18 protein-coding genes and 1 tRNA gene are annotated in these 17,512 nt (G+C 37.4%); 4 read left to right on the top strand and 15 right to left on the bottom strand.

Features of this window, described 5'->3' with window-relative positions; all coding sequences use genetic code 11:
- Positions 1-9 precede the first annotated feature (9 nt).
- From thiF to murA, 11 genes are all read right to left on the bottom strand, one after another.
- A complete protein-coding gene (gene thiF / locus CDOMF_RS05490) occupies positions 10-804 on the bottom strand; it encodes a sulfur carrier protein ThiS adenylyltransferase ThiF (protein ID WP_442863531.1) in 795 nt (264 codons plus the stop codon).
- Between the two features lie 67 nt (positions 805-871).
- Complete coding sequence (locus tag CDOMF_RS05485) at positions 872-2,035, bottom strand: pyridoxal phosphate-dependent aminotransferase (protein WP_260951074.1); 1,164 nt, start codon at positions 2,033-2,035, stop codon at positions 872-874.
- A gap of 19 nt (positions 2,036-2,054) precedes the next feature.
- Positions 2,055-3,890, bottom strand: coding sequence for a biosynthetic arginine decarboxylase (gene speA / locus CDOMF_RS05480; RefSeq protein WP_260951073.1), 1,836 nt, complete (start codon positions 3,888-3,890; stop codon positions 2,055-2,057).
- A complete protein-coding gene (gene hisS, locus CDOMF_RS05475) occupies positions 3,883-5,118 on the bottom strand; it encodes a histidine--tRNA ligase (RefSeq protein ID WP_260951072.1) in 1,236 nt (411 codons plus the stop codon). The genes speA and hisS overlap by 8 nt, the downstream gene beginning before the upstream one ends.
- On the bottom strand, positions 5,111-5,710 hold the full coding sequence (gene tmk / locus CDOMF_RS05470; protein WP_260951071.1) for a dTMP kinase: 600 nt from the start codon (positions 5,708-5,710) through the stop codon (positions 5,111-5,113). Before tmk ends, hisS begins: the two co-directional genes overlap by 8 nt.
- On the bottom strand, positions 5,711-6,187 hold the full coding sequence (coaD, locus tag CDOMF_RS05465; protein ID WP_172128390.1) for a pantetheine-phosphate adenylyltransferase: 477 nt from the start codon (positions 6,185-6,187) through the stop codon (positions 5,711-5,713).
- The gene (locus CDOMF_RS05460) at positions 6,184-6,732 is read right to left on the bottom strand and encodes a UbiX family flavin prenyltransferase (RefSeq protein ID WP_260951070.1); all 549 of its coding nucleotides are present in this window, start codon (positions 6,730-6,732) and stop codon (positions 6,184-6,186) included. The genes coaD and CDOMF_RS05460 overlap by 4 nt, the downstream gene beginning before the upstream one ends.
- Positions 6,729-7,535 (bottom strand): flagellar basal body P-ring formation chaperone FlgA, encoded by an 807-nt coding sequence (flgA, locus tag CDOMF_RS05455; RefSeq protein ID WP_170020173.1) that lies wholly within the window; start codon positions 7,533-7,535, stop codon positions 6,729-6,731. The genes CDOMF_RS05460 and flgA overlap by 4 nt, the downstream gene beginning before the upstream one ends.
- A gap of 59 nt (positions 7,536-7,594) precedes the next feature.
- Positions 7,595-7,669, bottom strand: a tRNA-Gly gene (locus CDOMF_RS05450).
- Between the two features lie 40 nt (positions 7,670-7,709).
- Positions 7,710-8,867 carry a molybdopterin molybdotransferase MoeA gene (locus CDOMF_RS05445; RefSeq protein ID WP_260951069.1) on the bottom strand — a complete coding sequence of 386 codons (1,158 nt, stop codon included), beginning with the start codon at positions 8,865-8,867 and terminating at the stop codon, positions 7,710-7,712.
- A 2-nt stretch (positions 8,868-8,869) separates the two neighbouring features.
- The gene (gene murA / locus CDOMF_RS05440) at positions 8,870-10,135 is read right to left on the bottom strand and encodes a UDP-N-acetylglucosamine 1-carboxyvinyltransferase (protein ID WP_260951068.1); all 1,266 of its coding nucleotides are present in this window, start codon (positions 10,133-10,135) and stop codon (positions 8,870-8,872) included.
- A gap of 130 nt (positions 10,136-10,265) precedes the next feature.
- On the opposite strand from murA, the gene CDOMF_RS05435 reads away from it, so the two are divergent.
- Genes CDOMF_RS05435 through CDOMF_RS05420 form a run of 4 tightly spaced genes read left to right on the top strand, consistent with a single transcriptional unit; the run spans position 10,266 to position 12,819 of the window.
- Entirely contained in the window at positions 10,266-10,952 is a 687-nt protein-coding gene (locus CDOMF_RS05435; RefSeq protein ID WP_260951067.1) for a C40 family peptidase, read from the top strand.
- A 21-nt stretch (positions 10,953-10,973) separates the two neighbouring features.
- Positions 10,974-11,510, top strand: coding sequence for a rhomboid family intramembrane serine protease (locus CDOMF_RS05430; protein ID WP_260951066.1), 537 nt, complete (start codon positions 10,974-10,976; stop codon positions 11,508-11,510).
- Complete coding sequence (locus CDOMF_RS05425; protein WP_260951065.1) at positions 11,507-12,322, top strand: ferritin-like domain-containing protein; 816 nt, start codon at positions 11,507-11,509, stop codon at positions 12,320-12,322. Before CDOMF_RS05430 ends, CDOMF_RS05425 begins: the two co-directional genes overlap by 4 nt.
- An 8-nt stretch (positions 12,323-12,330) precedes the next feature.
- Positions 12,331-12,819, top strand: coding sequence for a SixA phosphatase family protein (locus tag CDOMF_RS05420; protein ID WP_260951064.1), 489 nt, complete (start codon positions 12,331-12,333; stop codon positions 12,817-12,819).
- Here CDOMF_RS05420 and CDOMF_RS05415 read toward each other — a convergent pair.
- The 4 genes from CDOMF_RS05415 to CDOMF_RS05400 all read right to left on the bottom strand — a co-directional run bounded on the left by CDOMF_RS05415 (position 12,816) and on the right by CDOMF_RS05400 (position 17,494).
- Positions 12,816-14,360, bottom strand: coding sequence for a class I SAM-dependent methyltransferase (locus CDOMF_RS05415; protein WP_260951063.1), 1,545 nt, complete (start codon positions 14,358-14,360; stop codon positions 12,816-12,818). The genes CDOMF_RS05420 and CDOMF_RS05415 overlap by 4 nt on opposite strands.
- 725 nt (positions 14,361-15,085) lie before the next feature.
- Positions 15,086-16,534 carry a Mur ligase family protein gene (locus CDOMF_RS05410; protein WP_260951062.1) on the bottom strand — a complete coding sequence of 483 codons (1,449 nt, stop codon included), beginning with the start codon at positions 16,532-16,534 and terminating at the stop codon, positions 15,086-15,088.
- Positions 16,531-17,274 (bottom strand): alpha/beta fold hydrolase, encoded by a 744-nt coding sequence (locus CDOMF_RS05405; protein ID WP_260951061.1) that lies wholly within the window; start codon positions 17,272-17,274, stop codon positions 16,531-16,533. Before CDOMF_RS05405 ends, CDOMF_RS05410 begins: the two co-directional genes overlap by 4 nt.
- A complete protein-coding gene (locus CDOMF_RS05400; RefSeq protein ID WP_260951060.1) occupies positions 17,264-17,494 on the bottom strand; it encodes a type II toxin-antitoxin system Phd/YefM family antitoxin in 231 nt (76 codons plus the stop codon). Before CDOMF_RS05400 ends, CDOMF_RS05405 begins: the two co-directional genes overlap by 11 nt.
- Positions 17,495-17,512: the final 18 nt, after the last annotated feature.

Raw genomic sequence — 17,512 nt, 5'->3', positions numbered from 1 at the left:
AATAATTTATTATACTTCTAACTTCATCATAAGGCGGATTGCAAGGTTTGCTTGGTGGTTAGCGCAAATCGCTACGCGCGGTGCCATTAGTCCTTGTCCTACTTTGGCGGCGTTGTTTAGATCGCCACATATATGAACATTTTTAGCAAATTTTATTGTTTTTATTAAATTTGAACTATGATATCCCGCCATTCCGGAGGCAGCGATAATTTGCTTATCTTTTAAGCTCGCTCCGGCTTCGTTTACTATCATAGTTTTGCTTGCGACATTATCAAAAGCCTCGCAGATTATGGAGCATGGTGCAAAAATTTCCGCGACATTTGAGCTATCTAAAAAAATATCATGAGTAATTACATTTACAAACGGATTAATTTCGCTAATCATACTTTTTAAAGCTTCAGCTTTTTTCATTCCGATATGTTTTATAAAGTAATGTTGGCGGTTTAGGTTGCTAGGTTCAACCACGTCAAAATCAACGAGTACAAGCTTAGCAACCCCTACGCGTGCCAGACTAATAGCTATGTTGGATCCAAGTCCACCAAGTCCGGCTACTCCAATGCAACTATGTTTGAGCGCGTCATTTAGTTCAGGTGTGTTTCTAGCCTCTATCATAGAACGTAAAATTCCAGCTTCAGGCATAACTCCTCGTTTTATGAGCACAATATTTGCACCATCTTTTATATCTAAATTTTCACTGGTTGCAAAGCCATTGAGTATAAAGATATCCGGATTTTCAGCACTAAATTTCTTTAAAAATTGATACAGCTCTTTATTGCTAAAAATTTCACTCCTAAGCTCATCCATAGTTTTGGATTGAATTTTAAAATTTGCGCCGTTTATGGTTACATTAGTCATTTTGCATCTTTAAATATTAGTAATTTTTGACAAATTCCGCAATTTTACCTATGCCTTTTTTGATATTTTCCATGCTTGTAGCAAATGATAGTCTAAAGTATCCGTCCATGCCAAATCCAACTCCCGGCACGCAAGCTACTTTCGCCTCTTCAAGTAAGCGACGGCAAAATTTCATAGAGTCGGGCTCAACGTTAGAGCAGTTTACAAAGAGATAAAACGCACCTTCGGGTTTAAGCACGCTAAGTCCGTTTATGGAGTTTATCATCTCGCAAGCCGTATCTCTTCGCTTGATAAATTCAGCTCTCATCATAGCTATATCATCATCGGCTAGTCCCATGAGCCCTGCGATAGCTCCCTCTTGTACGATCGAGCTTATGTTGCTCGTGCTTTGGCTTTGAAGCTTTTTAGCAGCCGTGTTTAGCTCAGGTATCACGCTTGCCATATAGCCAAAGCGCCAGCCCGGCATCGCTCCGCACTTGCTAAGTCCGTTAATCGTGATAGTTCGCTTAAACATATCCTCGCTCACGCTTGCAGCCGCCACAAAAGGCGCGTCATAGCTAAGTTTCTCGTAAATTTCATCGCTTGCCACGATGATTTTCGTATCTTTTAAAACTTCGCCCAAAGCAAGCAGCTCTTCGCGACTATATATCGCTCCTGTCGGGTTACAAGGGCTGTTTAGAACTAAAATTTTGCTCTTTGGAGTGATCGCCGCTTTTAACTGTTCAGGCGTTATCTTAAATTTTGTCTTTTCGCAAGTTTCTATAAAAACAGGCTTTCCGCCGCTAAATTTCACCATCTCGGGATAGCTCACCCAGTAAGGGCTTGGTATGATGACCTCATCGCCACCATCTATCAGCGCTTGAAAGATATTAAACAGCGAATGCTTAGCACCCACGTTTGTAATGATCTGGCTTGGCTCATATTTTAAGCCGTTTTCGCGCTCTAGTTTTGAAGCGATAGCCTTGAGCACGTCAGGAGAGCCGGGAACTGCAGTGTATTTACCGCAACCCTTATCAAGCGCCTTTATAACGGCATCTTTTATCGCTTTTGGGGTATCAAAGTCCGGTTCGCCCGCTGAAAAGCTTACCACATCCTCGCCCTTTGCCTTCATCTCTTTTGCAAGCGAGCTTATGGCAATGGTTAAAGACTCGCTTAGTACTTGAACTCTATTTGACAGCATTTTTGTCCTTTTCGTAAATTTAAGATATGGTTTTTAGATAACCGTTATCGTTTAAAAAGAGATACATCTCGCCTAAAATTTGTTTCTTTTGTGTGTCGGTAACCAGTTTTGATTTCTCGATTCGCTCGTTTAGCGTGTCTTGAATTTCATAGATGTCATAGTCAAGATCCTCCATGATATCAAGGATTGATTGGCTCTCAAGTAGGTGAGCTACTTTATATCCACTCTCATCTATCTCGATCGTAGCTTCCGTCGGGTGCGTAAAGAGGTTGTGCTTCATGCCAAGCACTTCTTGGTAGGCTCCCACCATGAAAAATCCCAAGAAATACTCTTCTTTTTCCACGTCAATATCGTGCAAAAAGAGAGGGTTAAACTCATCGTCAAATCCAATCTCCCCGTCACTATCGCAGGTGATATCCCAAAGCGAAGCCGAGCGGGTAGGACGCACATCAAGCCTATGAAGCGGCATGACAGGGAAATTTTGCTTTAAACCCCAAAAATCAGGCAGCGACTGAAAGAGCGAGAAATTTATCAGGTATCTTTCTTGCACCTCTTCTTGTAGCTTTAAAAGCTCCGGATTATTTTGCTTAGTTCCAAGCATTTTTACCGCTTTTTTGATGATAAGGTGGGTTAAAATTTCTGCATTTGAGCGATCAACCAGATCCACATATCCAAGGTCAAATAGCGTTAAAATGCTTTCCATATGATCCATACTATCGTGCAGATACTCCATCGCATTTGACGCTTTTATCGTGTTTAAAAGATCGACTAGTTCGGTTATGAGCTGAGGATTTTTCTTTTTAAGCGCAAGCTTTTCTTCTGTGTAATCCTGAGAGAAAAGCTCAAGCACGGGCGCAACGAGCACTGCATGAGAGGCGGCTACGAAGCGACCGCTTTCTATAAATATATCAGGCTCAAGCTCGTTTTTTTGGTTGGCGATGGTTTTTAGCAGGTAAACTACGTCGTTTGCGTATTCGCTTAGGGTGTAGTTGCGGCTTGAATTTTCCTTAAACTGCGAGTATTCGATAGCTAGACCGCCGCCTAAATTTATGGCTTTTAGATTTTTCGCCCCCATTTTTCGTAGCTCTGCGTATATGTTGCCCGCTTCTATGAGAGCCTTTTTAAGCGGATGGATTTCGGTTATCTGCGAGCCGATATGAAAGTGGATCATATTAAAGCAATCCAGCAAATTCGCATCTTTTAGCAAATTTACCGCTTCAATAAGCTCCGTTGCCGTTAGTCCAAATTTGGAGTTTATACCGCCGCTTTTTGCCCAAATTCCAGAACCCGAGCTGTGAAGTCTGATGCGAAGTCCGATGTTTGGTTTTGGTTTAAAGCGCTCTTTTGCGATTGCGATTATCGCTTCAAGCTCGTTAAGACCCTCGATGGTAAGCGTGATGTTATGCCCCATCTCAGCGGCGATAAAGCCTATGTTTATCATCTCTTTGTCTTTAAATCCATTTACCGTTATCGGCGCGCCTTCGTTGTTGTAGGCCATCACGAGCAAAAGCTCTGCCTTTGAACCCGCCTCAAGTCCGTAGCCGTATTTTTTGCCGTGTTTAACTAGGTTTTTTACAAAGCCCGGATATTGATTTACCTTAAGCGGATAGACGGCGTTAAAGCTGCCTTTGTAGCTAAATTCTTTGATGGCTGATTTGAAATTTGAGTAAATTTGCTCGATTTGCTTTTGTATAAGGTGCGGAAAGCGCAGAAGCATAGGGCCTCTGTAGCCTTCGTCTCTGATACCTTTTACGATGTCAATGATCGCCGGCTTTGAGCCGTGATTTATACAGACTTTGCCGTTTTCAATGACGAAATTTGAATCGCCCCATAAATTTAAACCGTAGTTATTCACCTAGCACTCCTTGAAGTTCGTCTAAATTTAGCACGCGTTCATCTTTTGTGCTTAAATTTTTATACCAAATTTTACCCTCTTTTAGCTCATTTTCGCCCACACAGAGGAAAATTTCGCAGTTTTTATTGTCTGCGTTTTTAAGATGTTTTTGCAAATTTCTAGCCTCGTAGCTTATCTCGGTTTTATATTTTTTCCTTAAATTTGTGCCGAGGTTATAAATGTGATCAACTCCCATTTCATCAAGCGCGCAGATATAAACTCCTTCGCGTTTGGCGCTAGCCTCTCTCGTGCTTAAAATTTCCATTATCCGCTCAATACCCATAGCAAAGCCGACCCCATAGCTTGCCTTGCCGCCTAGATATTCGACTAGCTTATCGTATCTTCCGCCGCCTGCGACCGCACTTTGGCTTCCTATCTCATCGCTTATAAATTCAAAAGCCGTTTTACAGTAGTAGTCAAGCCCGCGCACGAGCCTTGAATCTATCTCAAATTTTATGCCGTTTGCGGTTAAAATTTCTTGCAATTTATCAAAATCAGCCTTACACTCTGCGCTTAAATTATCGATTATCAAAGGCGCATCTTTGTAAATTTCTTGGCATTTTTGCTCTTTGCAGTCAAGCACGCGGATAGGATTTGTATCCTTGCGTCTTTTGCAGTCTTCGCAAATGAGAGCCTCATGCGAGCTTAAGAATTTAAGCAACTTCTCGCGGTAAGCAGGCATGCAGCTACTATCTCCAAGCGAGTTTATCTTAAGCGAAGTTTTGATATTAAGCTTAGTAAAAATTTCATTTATCATCAAGATCACGCTTGCGTCTTCATAGACGCTTGCCTCGCCGAAGCACTCACAGCCAAACTGGTGAAACTCGCGCAAGCGACCCTTTTGCGGGCGTTCATAGCGAAACATCGAGCCGTGATAAAAGTATCTTCTAACGCCTCCGGCTCTATCAAGCTTTGCTTCTATAAACGCTCTAACCGTGCCTGCCGTGCCTTCAGGGCGCAAGCAGACGTCGTTTTCGCCCTTGTCGATAAACTGATACATCTCTTTGCCCACGATATCGCTACTTTCGCCCACACTTCGCCTAAAAAGCGCGGTTTGCTCAAGGTGAGGTGTCATGATAAAGCTATATCCGTAGTTTTTCGTCACCTCTTCGCAAATTTTAATGATATATTCGTAGGTTTGCCCGCTTGGAGGCAGGTGATCTTTCATCCCTCTTAATGCGCTAATCATCTATAAATTCCTTTATCAAATTTGTTATTTTATCCATCTCATCGCTTGCATTTATGGTTAAAATTTCTATATCAAGCAAGCCTAAAACGCGCTTCATGCACTCTTGCACGTTTAGCAGATAATCCGCCCCGCGACTTTCTATATGATCAAGCTTGCGAGAAAAAACGCGGGAGTTTAAAAGCTCCAAATTCGCCTCGAAAAATACTATCTTATGAGGCAGATTGCCTCTTAGAGCAAATTTATTAAACTCAAGCAGTTTTTGCACATACGCTTCGTCGCAGGCTTTGCCTGTACGGCTTTCATTTGCCATCGCATAAGCCATGCCCGAGACAAACCCTCTATCGCTTAAAACTATCTTATCTTCGTTTTTGCTTATAATTTTATCAAAATGCTCGGCACGATCGGCTAAAAATAGCAAAATTTCAGCCTCTTTGCTAAGCGAGTTTTTGCCAAGCAAAATTTCTCTTAGCTTCTCGCCAAGCTTCGTTCCGCCGGGCTCGTGAGTGATAACGGAGTTTTCGTAAAATTTCGCAACTCTTCTTATCTGAGTGCTTTTGCCGACCCCATCAACCCCTTCAAACAGTACATACATCTAATTTTTTTCCTTTAAAATTTCTAAAATTTCATTTGGCACAAGCTTGCTTACATCGCCATTATGCCTTAAAACCGAGCGCACGATAGAGCTTGATATGAAGGCGTTTTTAAGGCTTGGCATGAGATAAACCGTCTCAAACTCATCCCAAAGCGTGGCGTTTGCATAGCCTATCTGAAGCTCGTATTCAAAGTCGCTAACTGCGCGAAGCCCGCGTATAACGATGTTTATATCGTGACTCTTGGCAAAATCCACAAGCAGATTATCAAAGCTGATAACACTTACGTTTTTTAAATTTGCAGTTGCGATTTTAGCCATCTCAACGCGCTTTTGGATATCGAAATACGGCTGCTTGCTCTCGCTTTTTGCAACGCCTACGATAACCTTATCAAAAATCCTTGTCGCACGCTTGATAACGTCGATGTGTCCATTGGTTATCGGATCAAAGGTTCCCGGATATATGCAAGATTTTTTCACTCTTCGCCCCATCTTTTATAAATTCGATTTTCTATGCCAAGAGCGTCAAGCCACTTGCCGATGATGAAATTTTCCATATCTTCTACGCTTTTTATATCTGCATAATACCCTAAAATAGGCGGCGCAATGACAACGCCCATGCTTGAAAGCTTTGCCATCTGCTTAAGTGCGATCGTAGAAAACGGCATCTCGCGAACGCCAAGGATCAGCTTTCTTCGCTCTTTAAGTGCAACTGCGGCCGCGCGAGTTAGCAAAGTGTCGCTAAATCCTGCATGAATTTTTGCTAATGTGTTTATAGAGCAGGGCGCTATGATGTTAGCTTCTATGCCAAATGAGCCTGAGGCTACGGCTGCTGAGATATCGCTGTCATCGTAAATTTTAGCGTTTTTGATAGCCAAATTTAGCTTTTGCTCTTTTTCAAGCACAAGTTTAGCGTTTTTACTTACGACGACGTGACACTCGTTTGTTTTAGCTATCTCATTAGCAAGCTTAACGCCTAAATTTACACCACTTGCCCCGCTAATGCCTACTAGAATTTTTCTCATCTTATGATCGCTTGTTTTTTAGATACGATTGTAGCATAAAAAGTTTTGTTATCCTTGCTTCTTACTTTGATAATATCGCCCAAATTTCCATGTTCAAGAGCTTTAACCTCTATCACTACACTTAAAGAACCATCGTTTAAAACAGCTTGAATATTATCATTTCTTTTTACAAGAGTTAAAAACTCAAACTGTCTTTTTAAAAGAATTTCGCCATTTTTAATGTTTTGTTTTGATATTAGTCTTGATGACGGAATCTTGGTAAAAGAATCTTTTAAAAAATTATCAAAATTTACCATATCCATTTTATAGTCAGCAATGCCCAAAATATGCCTCATTGAGATATTTTTTACAGCTTTTAAAACAGGCATTAGAGCCTTAAACTCATATCTGAAAAAAAATGTTTTTTGTATGCCGTTTGCGTTAAATATAGCTCTAAAGGTTCCTTTTGAGTTATTTAAAGAGTTAATATAAATTTGATCTAGATTATAGGATGAGAAGTCTTTAGGAAATTCGTTTTGTGCCGAAATTTCAGGAAATTTGATAAATTTGATATCAGGATACTCTTTTGTAACGGCTATTAAAAACTCTTTTTGAAGTTTCTCAATCTCACTACAATCTTTTACAAAAATCATCTCGCCACCGCTTTTGTCTTCAAAATTAATAAGGCGAGACTTTGCGATACTGGCTATCTGGTTTGAGCTTATTTTAGCGGCCTTATTGCCGTTTAAATTTAAAATTTCTTCATCTTTTCCATCATATCCTAATGTTTTAAGGGTTATAGAGTCACTATTTATGCAATACATAGGGTTTAAAGCAATAGAGTTAGCGGATAAAAATACAGAAAAAAAGATTAAAAAAAAGATGGAGCGGGAAACGAGATTCGAACTCGCGACCCCAACCTTGGCAAGGTTGTGCTCTACCCCTGAGCTATTCCCGCGGATAAGAAGTCGCAATTCTATCAAAATCATCACCGTTTGTCAAGAAATTTTATAAATAAAAATCTTATCACCTTTTTTTATCTCGTTTTGATCGAAATCAGAAAGGTAGATGGCGTTACTTTTTACTAGAGGCAATATCATACCTGAACCAAATTTATTGTTATCTGTTATATGAAATTTACCATCTTTTAGTGTTCCTAATACTATATTCTGACGTCCGGACTTTATCTTTAGATCCTGATAGGCTTCCGCTTCAACTTGCATCAAATTTTTGCCGTTTAAAAATGGCACTACAAGCAAAAATGCGAGTAAAAAGGCTGCCATAGGATTTCCAGGAAGTATAAAAACTAATTTTGAATCTTTAGAGTATGCCTTGCATGGGCGACCAGGTCTAACATTTATATGTTCAAAAAGTTCTTTGAAACCAAGCGAAAGCAGAGCGGTTTTCATATAGTCAGCTTCACCTTTACTAGCCCCACCAGAACAAATAATCACATCAAAATTTGCATTTTGAAACGAATTTATAGTCTCGTTTAAATCATCTTTTATTATCCCCAAATAGCTACTTTTGAAACCGAAATTTAACAGTATGGCAGCTATTGCTTCGGCATTTGCGTTATAAATTTGATTCTCATTGGCTATTTGCCAAGGCTCTATTATCTCATCTCCGCTTGAGAAAATACCTATTTTTGGCTTTACCAATATTTTTACACGAGAGATGCCTTGAGCCGCGAGCATCATTATATGAGCTGGAGCCAGTCTGGTGCCTGCGCTGATAAGCTCATCTCCTACTTTTACCTCTTCTCCTCTATGCCTAAATGCATCATAGGCTCTTGTTTTATCGGTTACTATGACTTTTTCATCCTCTATGATAACATCCTCAAGTCTAGCCACGGTATCTGCACCTTTTGGCATTTTTGCGCCTGTCATTATCTTTATACACTCGCCATCTTTTATCGATGTATCTTTGCTATCTCCTGCAAAAACAGCGTCTATAACTTTTAGAGGTTTGTTTTTATCGGCAAATTTCATAGCATAGCCGTCCAATGCCGAGTTATCAAATGCAGGCAAATCTTTTACGGCGATTATATTCTCGGCTAAAATTTCTCCTACTGCCATGGATATGCTTACAAATTCACTATTATTACTCGATTTTACACTATCAAATATAGTTTTTAAAGCTTCATTTACTATCATTATCACTCTTCCAATCTTTTTATTTTAGCTCCTAGTTCTGCGAGCTTTATTTCTAAATTTTCATAACCTCGGTCAAGGTGATAAATTCTATGCACCTTGCTTGTTCCATCGCTTGCAAGAGCTGCAAGAACAAGGGCTGAAGAGGCTCTAAGATCAGTAGCCATGACATCTGCTGCGTTTAGCTTCTCTCCTCCATATATGCTTGCTATATGCCCGTTTAAACGTATATCAGCGCCCATTCTGCTAAGTTCGCTTACGTGCATAAAACGATTTTCAAATAATCTTTCATCAATCACACTAACTCCGTCTGCAATTAGCGCAAGAGCCATAAATTGAGCTTGCATATCGGTTGGAAAGCCGGGATATTCTGTTGTTACTATCTCTACAGGCTTTATTTTATCCGTAGGAAGTATGGTTATTTTGTCGTCATTAATTTCTATGCCAAAGCCCATCTCGTTAAATTTGGTTAATATAGCCTTTAGGTGATTTGCATTGGCATTTGTTATTGTGATTTTAGAATTTGTAATAGCACCTGCGCAAAGGTAGGTGCCAGCCTCTATTCTGTCTGGAATTACTCTTATATTTTTAGAGGTTATGAGGTTTTGACCCGTGCCCTTAATAGTAAGTTCATTAGTCCCGATTCCTTCTATATACACTCCGACATCTGCTAAAACCTCGCATAGCTGCACTACCTCAGGCTCTTTTGCTACGTTTGTAAGACGTGTGGTGCCGTGCGCTAAGGCGGCCGCCATTATGATATTTTCACTTCCTGTAACTGTAATCTTGTCAAATACAATATCGGCTCCGTGCAAGCCATTTGGCGCGGTAGCTACTACATAGCCCTGTTTTATTTCGATATTTGCACCCATCTTTTCAAGTGCGCTTAAGTGCAGATCTATCGGGCGCTGGCCTATGGCGCAACCTCCGGGCAAGCTTACTTCGCAATGTCCAAATCTGGCTAGTAAGGGTCCAAGAACCAAGATGGAAGCGCGCATTTTACGGACTATATCGTAGTTTGCCTTAGTAGAGTTTATATTGTTTGTATTGATTTTTAGTATATGAGAGTCTAAAAAATCGCACTTCGCACCTAAATTTACAAGTAAAGTCGCAAGAGTCTTTATATCTGCAACATTTGGGATATTTTCTAGTACCACATCATCTTTCATTATCAACGTTGATGCTATAAGCGGTAATGCCGCGTTTTTAGCACCGCTTATAGCGACCTCTCCGCTTAATTTACTATTTCCTTCTATTTCCAAATAAAACATAATTAAATCCTTATAAGATAGCGATTATAACGCAATTTAACTTATAAAAAGAAAATTTAAGTCATTTAAAGCCTTTTTTACCCAATTATCTATATAATTTTAATCGCTTAATAAAAACTTAGGATATAAATTGAAATTTAAAAAGTCTATTTTAATCACAATGTTAAGCTGCTTTTTTCTATCAGGTTGTTCTCACTTAACTCCGAATTTAGATCAAAAACAAATACCAAACACAATAGAAGAAATAAAAGATAATCAAACTCATATCAAATTTGCAGAATTTGATCATACTGGAGTATATTATGCGGCCAAGGCATCTTATATTTCAAAAATGATAAATGGATATCTTGGAAAGAAAAATGGAAAAGATTGCTCAGGATTTGTATCCTTAATAAATAAGAAAAATAACAATATATATTTTAAAGAGGCTAATTTAGAAAAGTTTTATACTAAATATGGTTTTAAATCGGAGGCTATTTTTAATCTATATAAAAATCAGGATATGATTTTTCAAGAGAACCCAAAAGTAGGAGATTTGATATTTTTTAACAACACTACAAACAAAACAAAAAATTATAAAAAGACAAAAATAATTACGCATATAGGCATAGTAAGCGATATATATAGCGATGGAACTATAGAATTTATACATCATTCCGGGAAGGAAAGTAAAAAAGGAGTCATAAATTTTTCTCAAAAAAATAAGCATAAAGCAGGCGGAAAAAAGATAAATTCCTATGTGGTAAGCTGTAAAAAATGTAGCTCTACATATCTTAGCTCAAATAGATTTGCAGGCTTTGGCAGAGTTAAAATTTAAAGGCTTTTAAAAGGATTTTGATTGTATGCAACCCCTTTTTTGATAGCTTTTAACTGTTTGGTATATTTTCTTATAAATTTCATTATTCAAGATAGTGATTTAAATTTGGTTTTCGGGCTAAATTTGCTACTTTTAGATCAAAATTTTTTCTGGCAACCACTAAGCTCGATGTTTATGCACGGAAATTTAACTCACTTACTTATGAATATGGCGGTTCTTTTTCAGTTTGGCTCTATTTTGGAACGCGAACTTGGAGCTTTAAAATTTAGCCTAGTTTATCTCCTTGGAGGCATAGCTACTTCGCTTTTAAGCTTTGTTTATATCTATTTTGCCTATGAATTTAACGGAAATTTTATAAATTTAGTCGGAGCAAGCGGAGCCATAAGCGTGCTTCTTGGCATCATGGCATTTCTTGATAGAAGCAGTGCCAAAGGGCTTTTAATAGCTATCTTGCTTATGAGTTTCGTGCCTTTGATAATGGGCGTAAATGTCGCTTGGTATGCGCATATAATAGGCTTTACAGTAGGGTATTTTGTAATGAAAGCGAGAATTTTATGAGATTTTTTAAAGAGCTTGGTGAAATTTTACTTTGTGGTGACAGGGATAAAAAATTTGCCGAATTTAAGAGATTTTATAGTGGCTACAAAGTAGGGCATTACGAGATAGTCGATGACGGCGAAATTTTAGAGCTTAAAGAGCCAAGCTACGCTAAATTTTGCGATGTAGTAGAGATGAAAAATCTGGATAAAAAATCAAGCAAGCAAAATAAAGACGCAGCTTTCCTTCACTCGATCGCTCATATCGAATATAGCGCCATAGATATAGCGCTTGATGCGGCTTATCGCTTCCGAGGGCTTCCTAAGCGGTATTATGACGACTGGCTTGAGGTGGCTGAAGATGAGATCAGGCACTTTGAGATGATTGAACAATATATGCAAAATTTTGGCGTGAAATACGGCGATATGCAAGTTCACAACGGACTTTTTGTAGCGCTTAAGATGACTGAAAACTCACTGCTTGAGCGTATGGCTGTGCTTCCAAGATATATGGAGGCAAACGGACTTGATGCAAATGCTTTTATGCTTAAAAAACTTGAAAATAACGATACGAAAGCTGCCTTAAAAGAGATTTTGCAAGTGATTTTGGATGAGGAAATTTCACATGTCAGCAAGGGCGATAGGTGGTTTAAATTTGAGTGTGAGCGTAAAAACGTCGATCCAAACGAGTATATCGCTATCGTTCAGAGAATTTATCCAAATTCGTTTATGCAAAGCAGGGAGCTAAACGAAGAGGCTAGACTAAAGTCCGGATTTAGCGCTTTAGAGATAGAGCGCATCAAGCAAATAGCCAGAAATAGGGCGTATAAATAGGAGTGAATATGAAAAAAATTTACTTTATAAGGCATGCAAAAGCAGCTCAAAAAGAATATGAAAACGACTTTGAACGCGATCTAAACGAACGAGGCAAGAAAGATCTGGCTTTGATGTGCGATAGGCTTAAAAAGCATAAGGTGAGGGCGGATGCGATCTTTTCAAGCCCTGCTAAACGCTGTGCAAAAACTGCTAATAAGATGGCTGATGCGGTTAAATTTAAAAGCAAGATAGAATTTATAAATATGTTTTACGAAGCTGGTGTGAGTGATATGCTTGAGTTTATAAGAGGGCTTGATGATAGGCTAAATAGCGTATTTATCGTATCGCACAACGACACTATAACTGAAATTTGTGAGCTTCTAAGCGATGCCGTAATAGGCAATATCCCTACTTGCGGGATATTTTGCGTAGAATTTGAATGCTCTTTTAAAGAGATCAAAGAGCATGAAAACCGTGCTTTGTTTTTTGACTATCCAAAAAAACATAAGGACTAAATTAACTCAAACATATTATTTCTGATCATCTTTTCAACTAAACCAGTAGTATAGATATCTATTGCTTCGTTTTTATCTACTTTTTCGAGCTCGCCTTTTTCATTTTTTCTTTGCATCTCTATATTTTTTTCTTTTAGTAGTCTTTTGATATCTTTAATACTATTTTGCCCATCAAAAGCTAGCATTATCTCAAATTCCTCTTTGCCAAATTTTCCTATTATTTCGTTTAGATAGTTGGAAAATGATATGATTCGCTCATCGTTATTCAAAAAATATTTAATGTATCTTTTATAGATATTTTTTATTTTGCTTTTGCCAGGGTTGTATTTAACGCAAACTATAGGATTTGGTAGTATATCCACGCTATCGTTAATGATCAGCGATATAATATCTGCATAAACTTGATTTTTATCATTTTCATCAAACATCTCCACAAGATCTTTGATAGAGATTGTAGAAGGGAAGGATGAGTTTAAAATATTTACTATTTTTATCACTCTACTATTTATCTCTTTATTTTTTGAATCAAATATTTTATTGTCCTTAATCATAAATGATCCGAGTAAATTTAGCTCATCTAAAACTTTTTTACTAAATGTTTTATCAAGTCTTGCTTTCGCTAAATTTTCCTTATGTGTTATGATACTTCTTCTAAAGGACATCCCTGCCGTAAAATCAAAGAATTGCTCTATGGCTATTCTTGGCTCCATATTATTAAAATTTTTAACTATATTTGATAGTTGCTGATCGTATGCGTTATTTAAGGAAAATATTAGATTGGAATCAACAAGATAGCCAAGCTCGTATTTTTCTATATGTTCTATAAATTCATAAAAAAAGCAAGGATCATTGAAAATTTCAAAATACTCGTGAAATATATAACTGTCATCATTCGTATCTAAGCTGTCTATGGTGCTTATAAGGTTTTTTTGTTTGTCAGAAAAACCTATAGCGCTCATATAACTTTTTAGAAATTTCAGATTTTCTCTTAAAAATTTAACTTGTTCTTGCGGGGAAAATTTATTTTTTGGCATAAAAATATCAATAAAATCTCTTATAATCGACTTGTTTTTCCATCCAGGGTAGGTATTGTAAGATACGTAAGCGATTCCATTTGGGGATAGTAAATTTTTTATGGTCTTTAAAATAGCGTCTTGAACCTCTTTTGGAACCCAGCTGTATACACCGTGAGCTATTATGTAATCAAACTTTCCTAGTTCATCGCTCATTTCGCATATATCTTTTTGATATAGTTTTAAATTTTCTATTCCAATTTCACCGATAATCTTATTTCCTTTTTCTATTTGAGTGCCAGATAAGTCAATTCCAACCAATGTTGCTTCTTGATTATTCAGGGCAAAAGGTATCAGGTTTCCAGCAAAAGAACATCCTATCTCTAAAATTTTTGCCTTTGAAGCATTAGGTGGATCAAGCAACAAAAGTTTCGCTATAGCTTCTAATTTATGAGGGTGGGAATATTTGAAAGATTGTGATACATAAGGTATGCTATCGTAGCTTTCTTCTATATGTTTTATTTCCATTTTATACTCTCCTTAGTTTTTTCAAAGTTTATTTTATCATTAGTTGCATAAATTTAATTTTTAGGAATTTTATAAAAGAGAAGGTTTTTGTTAATATATAGAAAAATATATGAAATCAAGCGTAAAATATCACATTAAATTTAATGGATAAATTTAAAATATACAAAATGTAAAGTTTATAAAATATCGTATATATAGAGCTTTGATTTATATTCGAAAAGCGTATCTTGAAAATATAAATATTAATTTGAAAATTATAGTTTTCAATACAAAATGATGAAAATAGTTTGCATTTAACCTTTTTATAGATTTTATCATAAAATAAAACAGCATAAAACGCAATGAGTAAAATGCAACTTTTTGTTGGATGTGTTGATGTGTATGCAGAGGAATTTCTCTTTTGCTTAAAACCAAAATCTGCTTTTAAGAAACACCAATATAACACACTGTATCAGTCATAATTGATGATTGGCAATAGTGAAGCTAGATTATAAATGAGCTCTTCTGGCTTGAGAAATCTGAAGTAATTTGTGTGTTAGATATAAACACAGTGCTTTTAAATTTTTGCCTAAAAAGCGAACTTTGACGCAAAAATGCAAATGAAAAATTTATCTTTGAAATTTTAGCTCTATTTTTCTAAAGATTTTGGAAAGTATTGGCTTTTTAAAGTAGTTTTTTAACGTGCCTTATAATCAATTTTTGGGCTTTATAAAAGCCCAAATTTATTACATAAAGTTAGGCGCGTCGTTTGAAAATAGTATCAGATCCCCTGCTTTGGTTTTTTGAGCTAGTATTTCTTGCATTTTTGACTTATCTTTTATGATGATTATCTTTGGTTTTGTAAGATATTTAAGCAGTGCGATTGCGTTTAGTGAGCTTGATATCATCACTACGTCAAAAGTTTCATTTATAATTTTGCTTAGTTTTTCATTTTCTTCAGCAGTGCTTTCGACTATTCCCGGAGTTATCAGCACTTTGCGACCTTCATAGCTTGAAACAAGCTCATAAGACGCACTCATGCCGTTAAAGTTGCCATTAAAGCTATCATCTATTATGATTTTGCCGCCCGCATCAATCCTTTGAAGCCTATGCTCGACATTTTTAAGCTTAGATATCAAATTTTGAACTTTTGCCGGCTCGAGCCCTAAATAAAGAGCGGTTTTAACACAAACGGCTAAGTTTGAGCAGTTAAATTTGCCAAGCAAAGGCGAGCTAAATTCAACTTCATCAAGGCTAAAATTTATGCCTTCTAAATTTGCCTTTATATCCTTTAAATTTTTATCAAAAATTTCCACTTTTTCGCTCTCTTTTGCTAGTGTTGAGCTATGCACGAAAGCCTTTTCAAGCTGTTTGGAGCCAAGCGCTTCAAGCTTGGTTGAGCGGATATTATCAAGTGTTTTAAAGTATTCGATATGTTGAGCCCCTATTTCGCCTACGATTACGATTTGAGGCTGCAAAAAGGCCGTTATCTCAGCGATATCACCCTTTAGTCTAGCCCCTGCTTCGGCTATATAAATTTGCGTATCGGCGGCAAGATTGTTGTTTATATCTTGGATAAGTCCTGCTAGGGTATTTACGCTGCGAGGAGTTTTATGGCATCTAAAATCATCTTTTAAGATCTCAAATAAGAAATTTTTGATGCTCGTCTTGCCAAAACTTGCCGTTATAAGGATAATCTTAAGCTCTTTCATACCTTCAAGTTTTTTAACAGCCGATTTTTCGTAAACTTTAAAATTCATTTTTTCAAGCATAAAACTAAGGATAAACGAAAGTGTAAGCGGCAAGATAACACCTAAATTTTGACATTTTGCGGAGATGAAACAAAATACATTTTCAAGCACCAAAGCAAGTGCAAGTATGATGAAAAATCGCTTGATTCTAGGCGTAAAAACCAGCTTTTTATCAAGCTTTTTGTGCCATAGATAAAGACTTGGCACCATTGCAAAGTAAAAATATATCCAAAAAAACTTACCTGTCGTATAGTAAAGCACGATAGGAATGATCGCAAAAAATACGTGCCAGGCGGGCTTTGTGAAGTGAAAAAGCACTCGCTCAAATTTATACGAAAACCACTGAAGGCATGTGATGAGATAAAATCCAAGCGCAAGAGTAAATAAGATATGCGAGGCGACAAGTCCGATTTGGATTAAAATTTGCGTTAAATTTTCACTCATTTTAGCTCCTCATTTGGCTTTAAATTTAATTCAGAGTTGATAACTCCGTTGATATAATTTGCATGCAGCAAGAAAAAGAAGTGATCGCCTTTAAGCGGATGAAAATCGCTATTTGCTATGAGTCTATGTATCTGCTCGCCGCTTTTTAGCGGAGTTGCGCTATCATCTTCGCCCCAAAATATGAACGCCCTGCCCTTGTAGTCTTTAAATTCGCTTGTAAAGTCCTCATTTACGACGTTTTTAAGCGTTTCATACATCTGCTTGCTCATGCCTTTTACATCTTTTGTGGCAAAAAATTTATACAAGAAGCCAAATCCAAGCGCTTTTAAAATTTTAAAAATAGCAATCTTAAATCTCACAAAAAACGGCTTTTTGGTAACTATGCCGGCACTGCTTAAAAGAGCTAAATTTGCAGGCTTTAGCAGGGTTGCGACCTTGCCGCCAAACGAGTGCCCGATGATAAGAGTTGGGGTTATGTTTATCTCTTGTAAAAACAGTCTCATAATCTCGGCGTAATCTTTCGTATAAAGCGGCTCGTGCATATTTGAAGCGCCAAAACCGGGCATGTCGATGTAGATATGCTTAAAACCAGTTAGAAATTTGCCAAAAGCCTTTTTCATTATCTCTTTGCTTGCTCCCCAGCCGTGTAAAAAGACTATCGCGTGTTCGTTTGATAAATTTAGCATCTCGTAGCTGATTTGGTAGCCTTTGCCTTTGTATATTATCTCCTTACTCGCCATTTTCGCCCTTTTTTCTTGACGAATATATAGTTTGCAAAACTTCCACTGCCTCGCATAAGCGCTCGTATTCGGCCATATTTAGTAAAACCGCTTCAAATTTATTATTTTTTACGATGACGGCTCGCTTTATCTGTGCCGAGCCCACTTTGGTAAGAACAGTGCTAAAATTTCTAACAACTTCGGTGGCGGTGTAGATTTCATCTTTGCTAAATGTAGTCATTTTTTGCTCTTTTATGTA

Source organism: Campylobacter sp. RM16187, assembly GCF_025319965.1.
Taxonomy (GTDB): Bacteria; Campylobacterota; Campylobacteria; order Campylobacterales; family Campylobacteraceae; genus Campylobacter_A.
The sequence above is the reverse complement of the archived record's forward strand: the minus strand, read 5'-3'. Positions and strand labels throughout refer to the sequence as shown.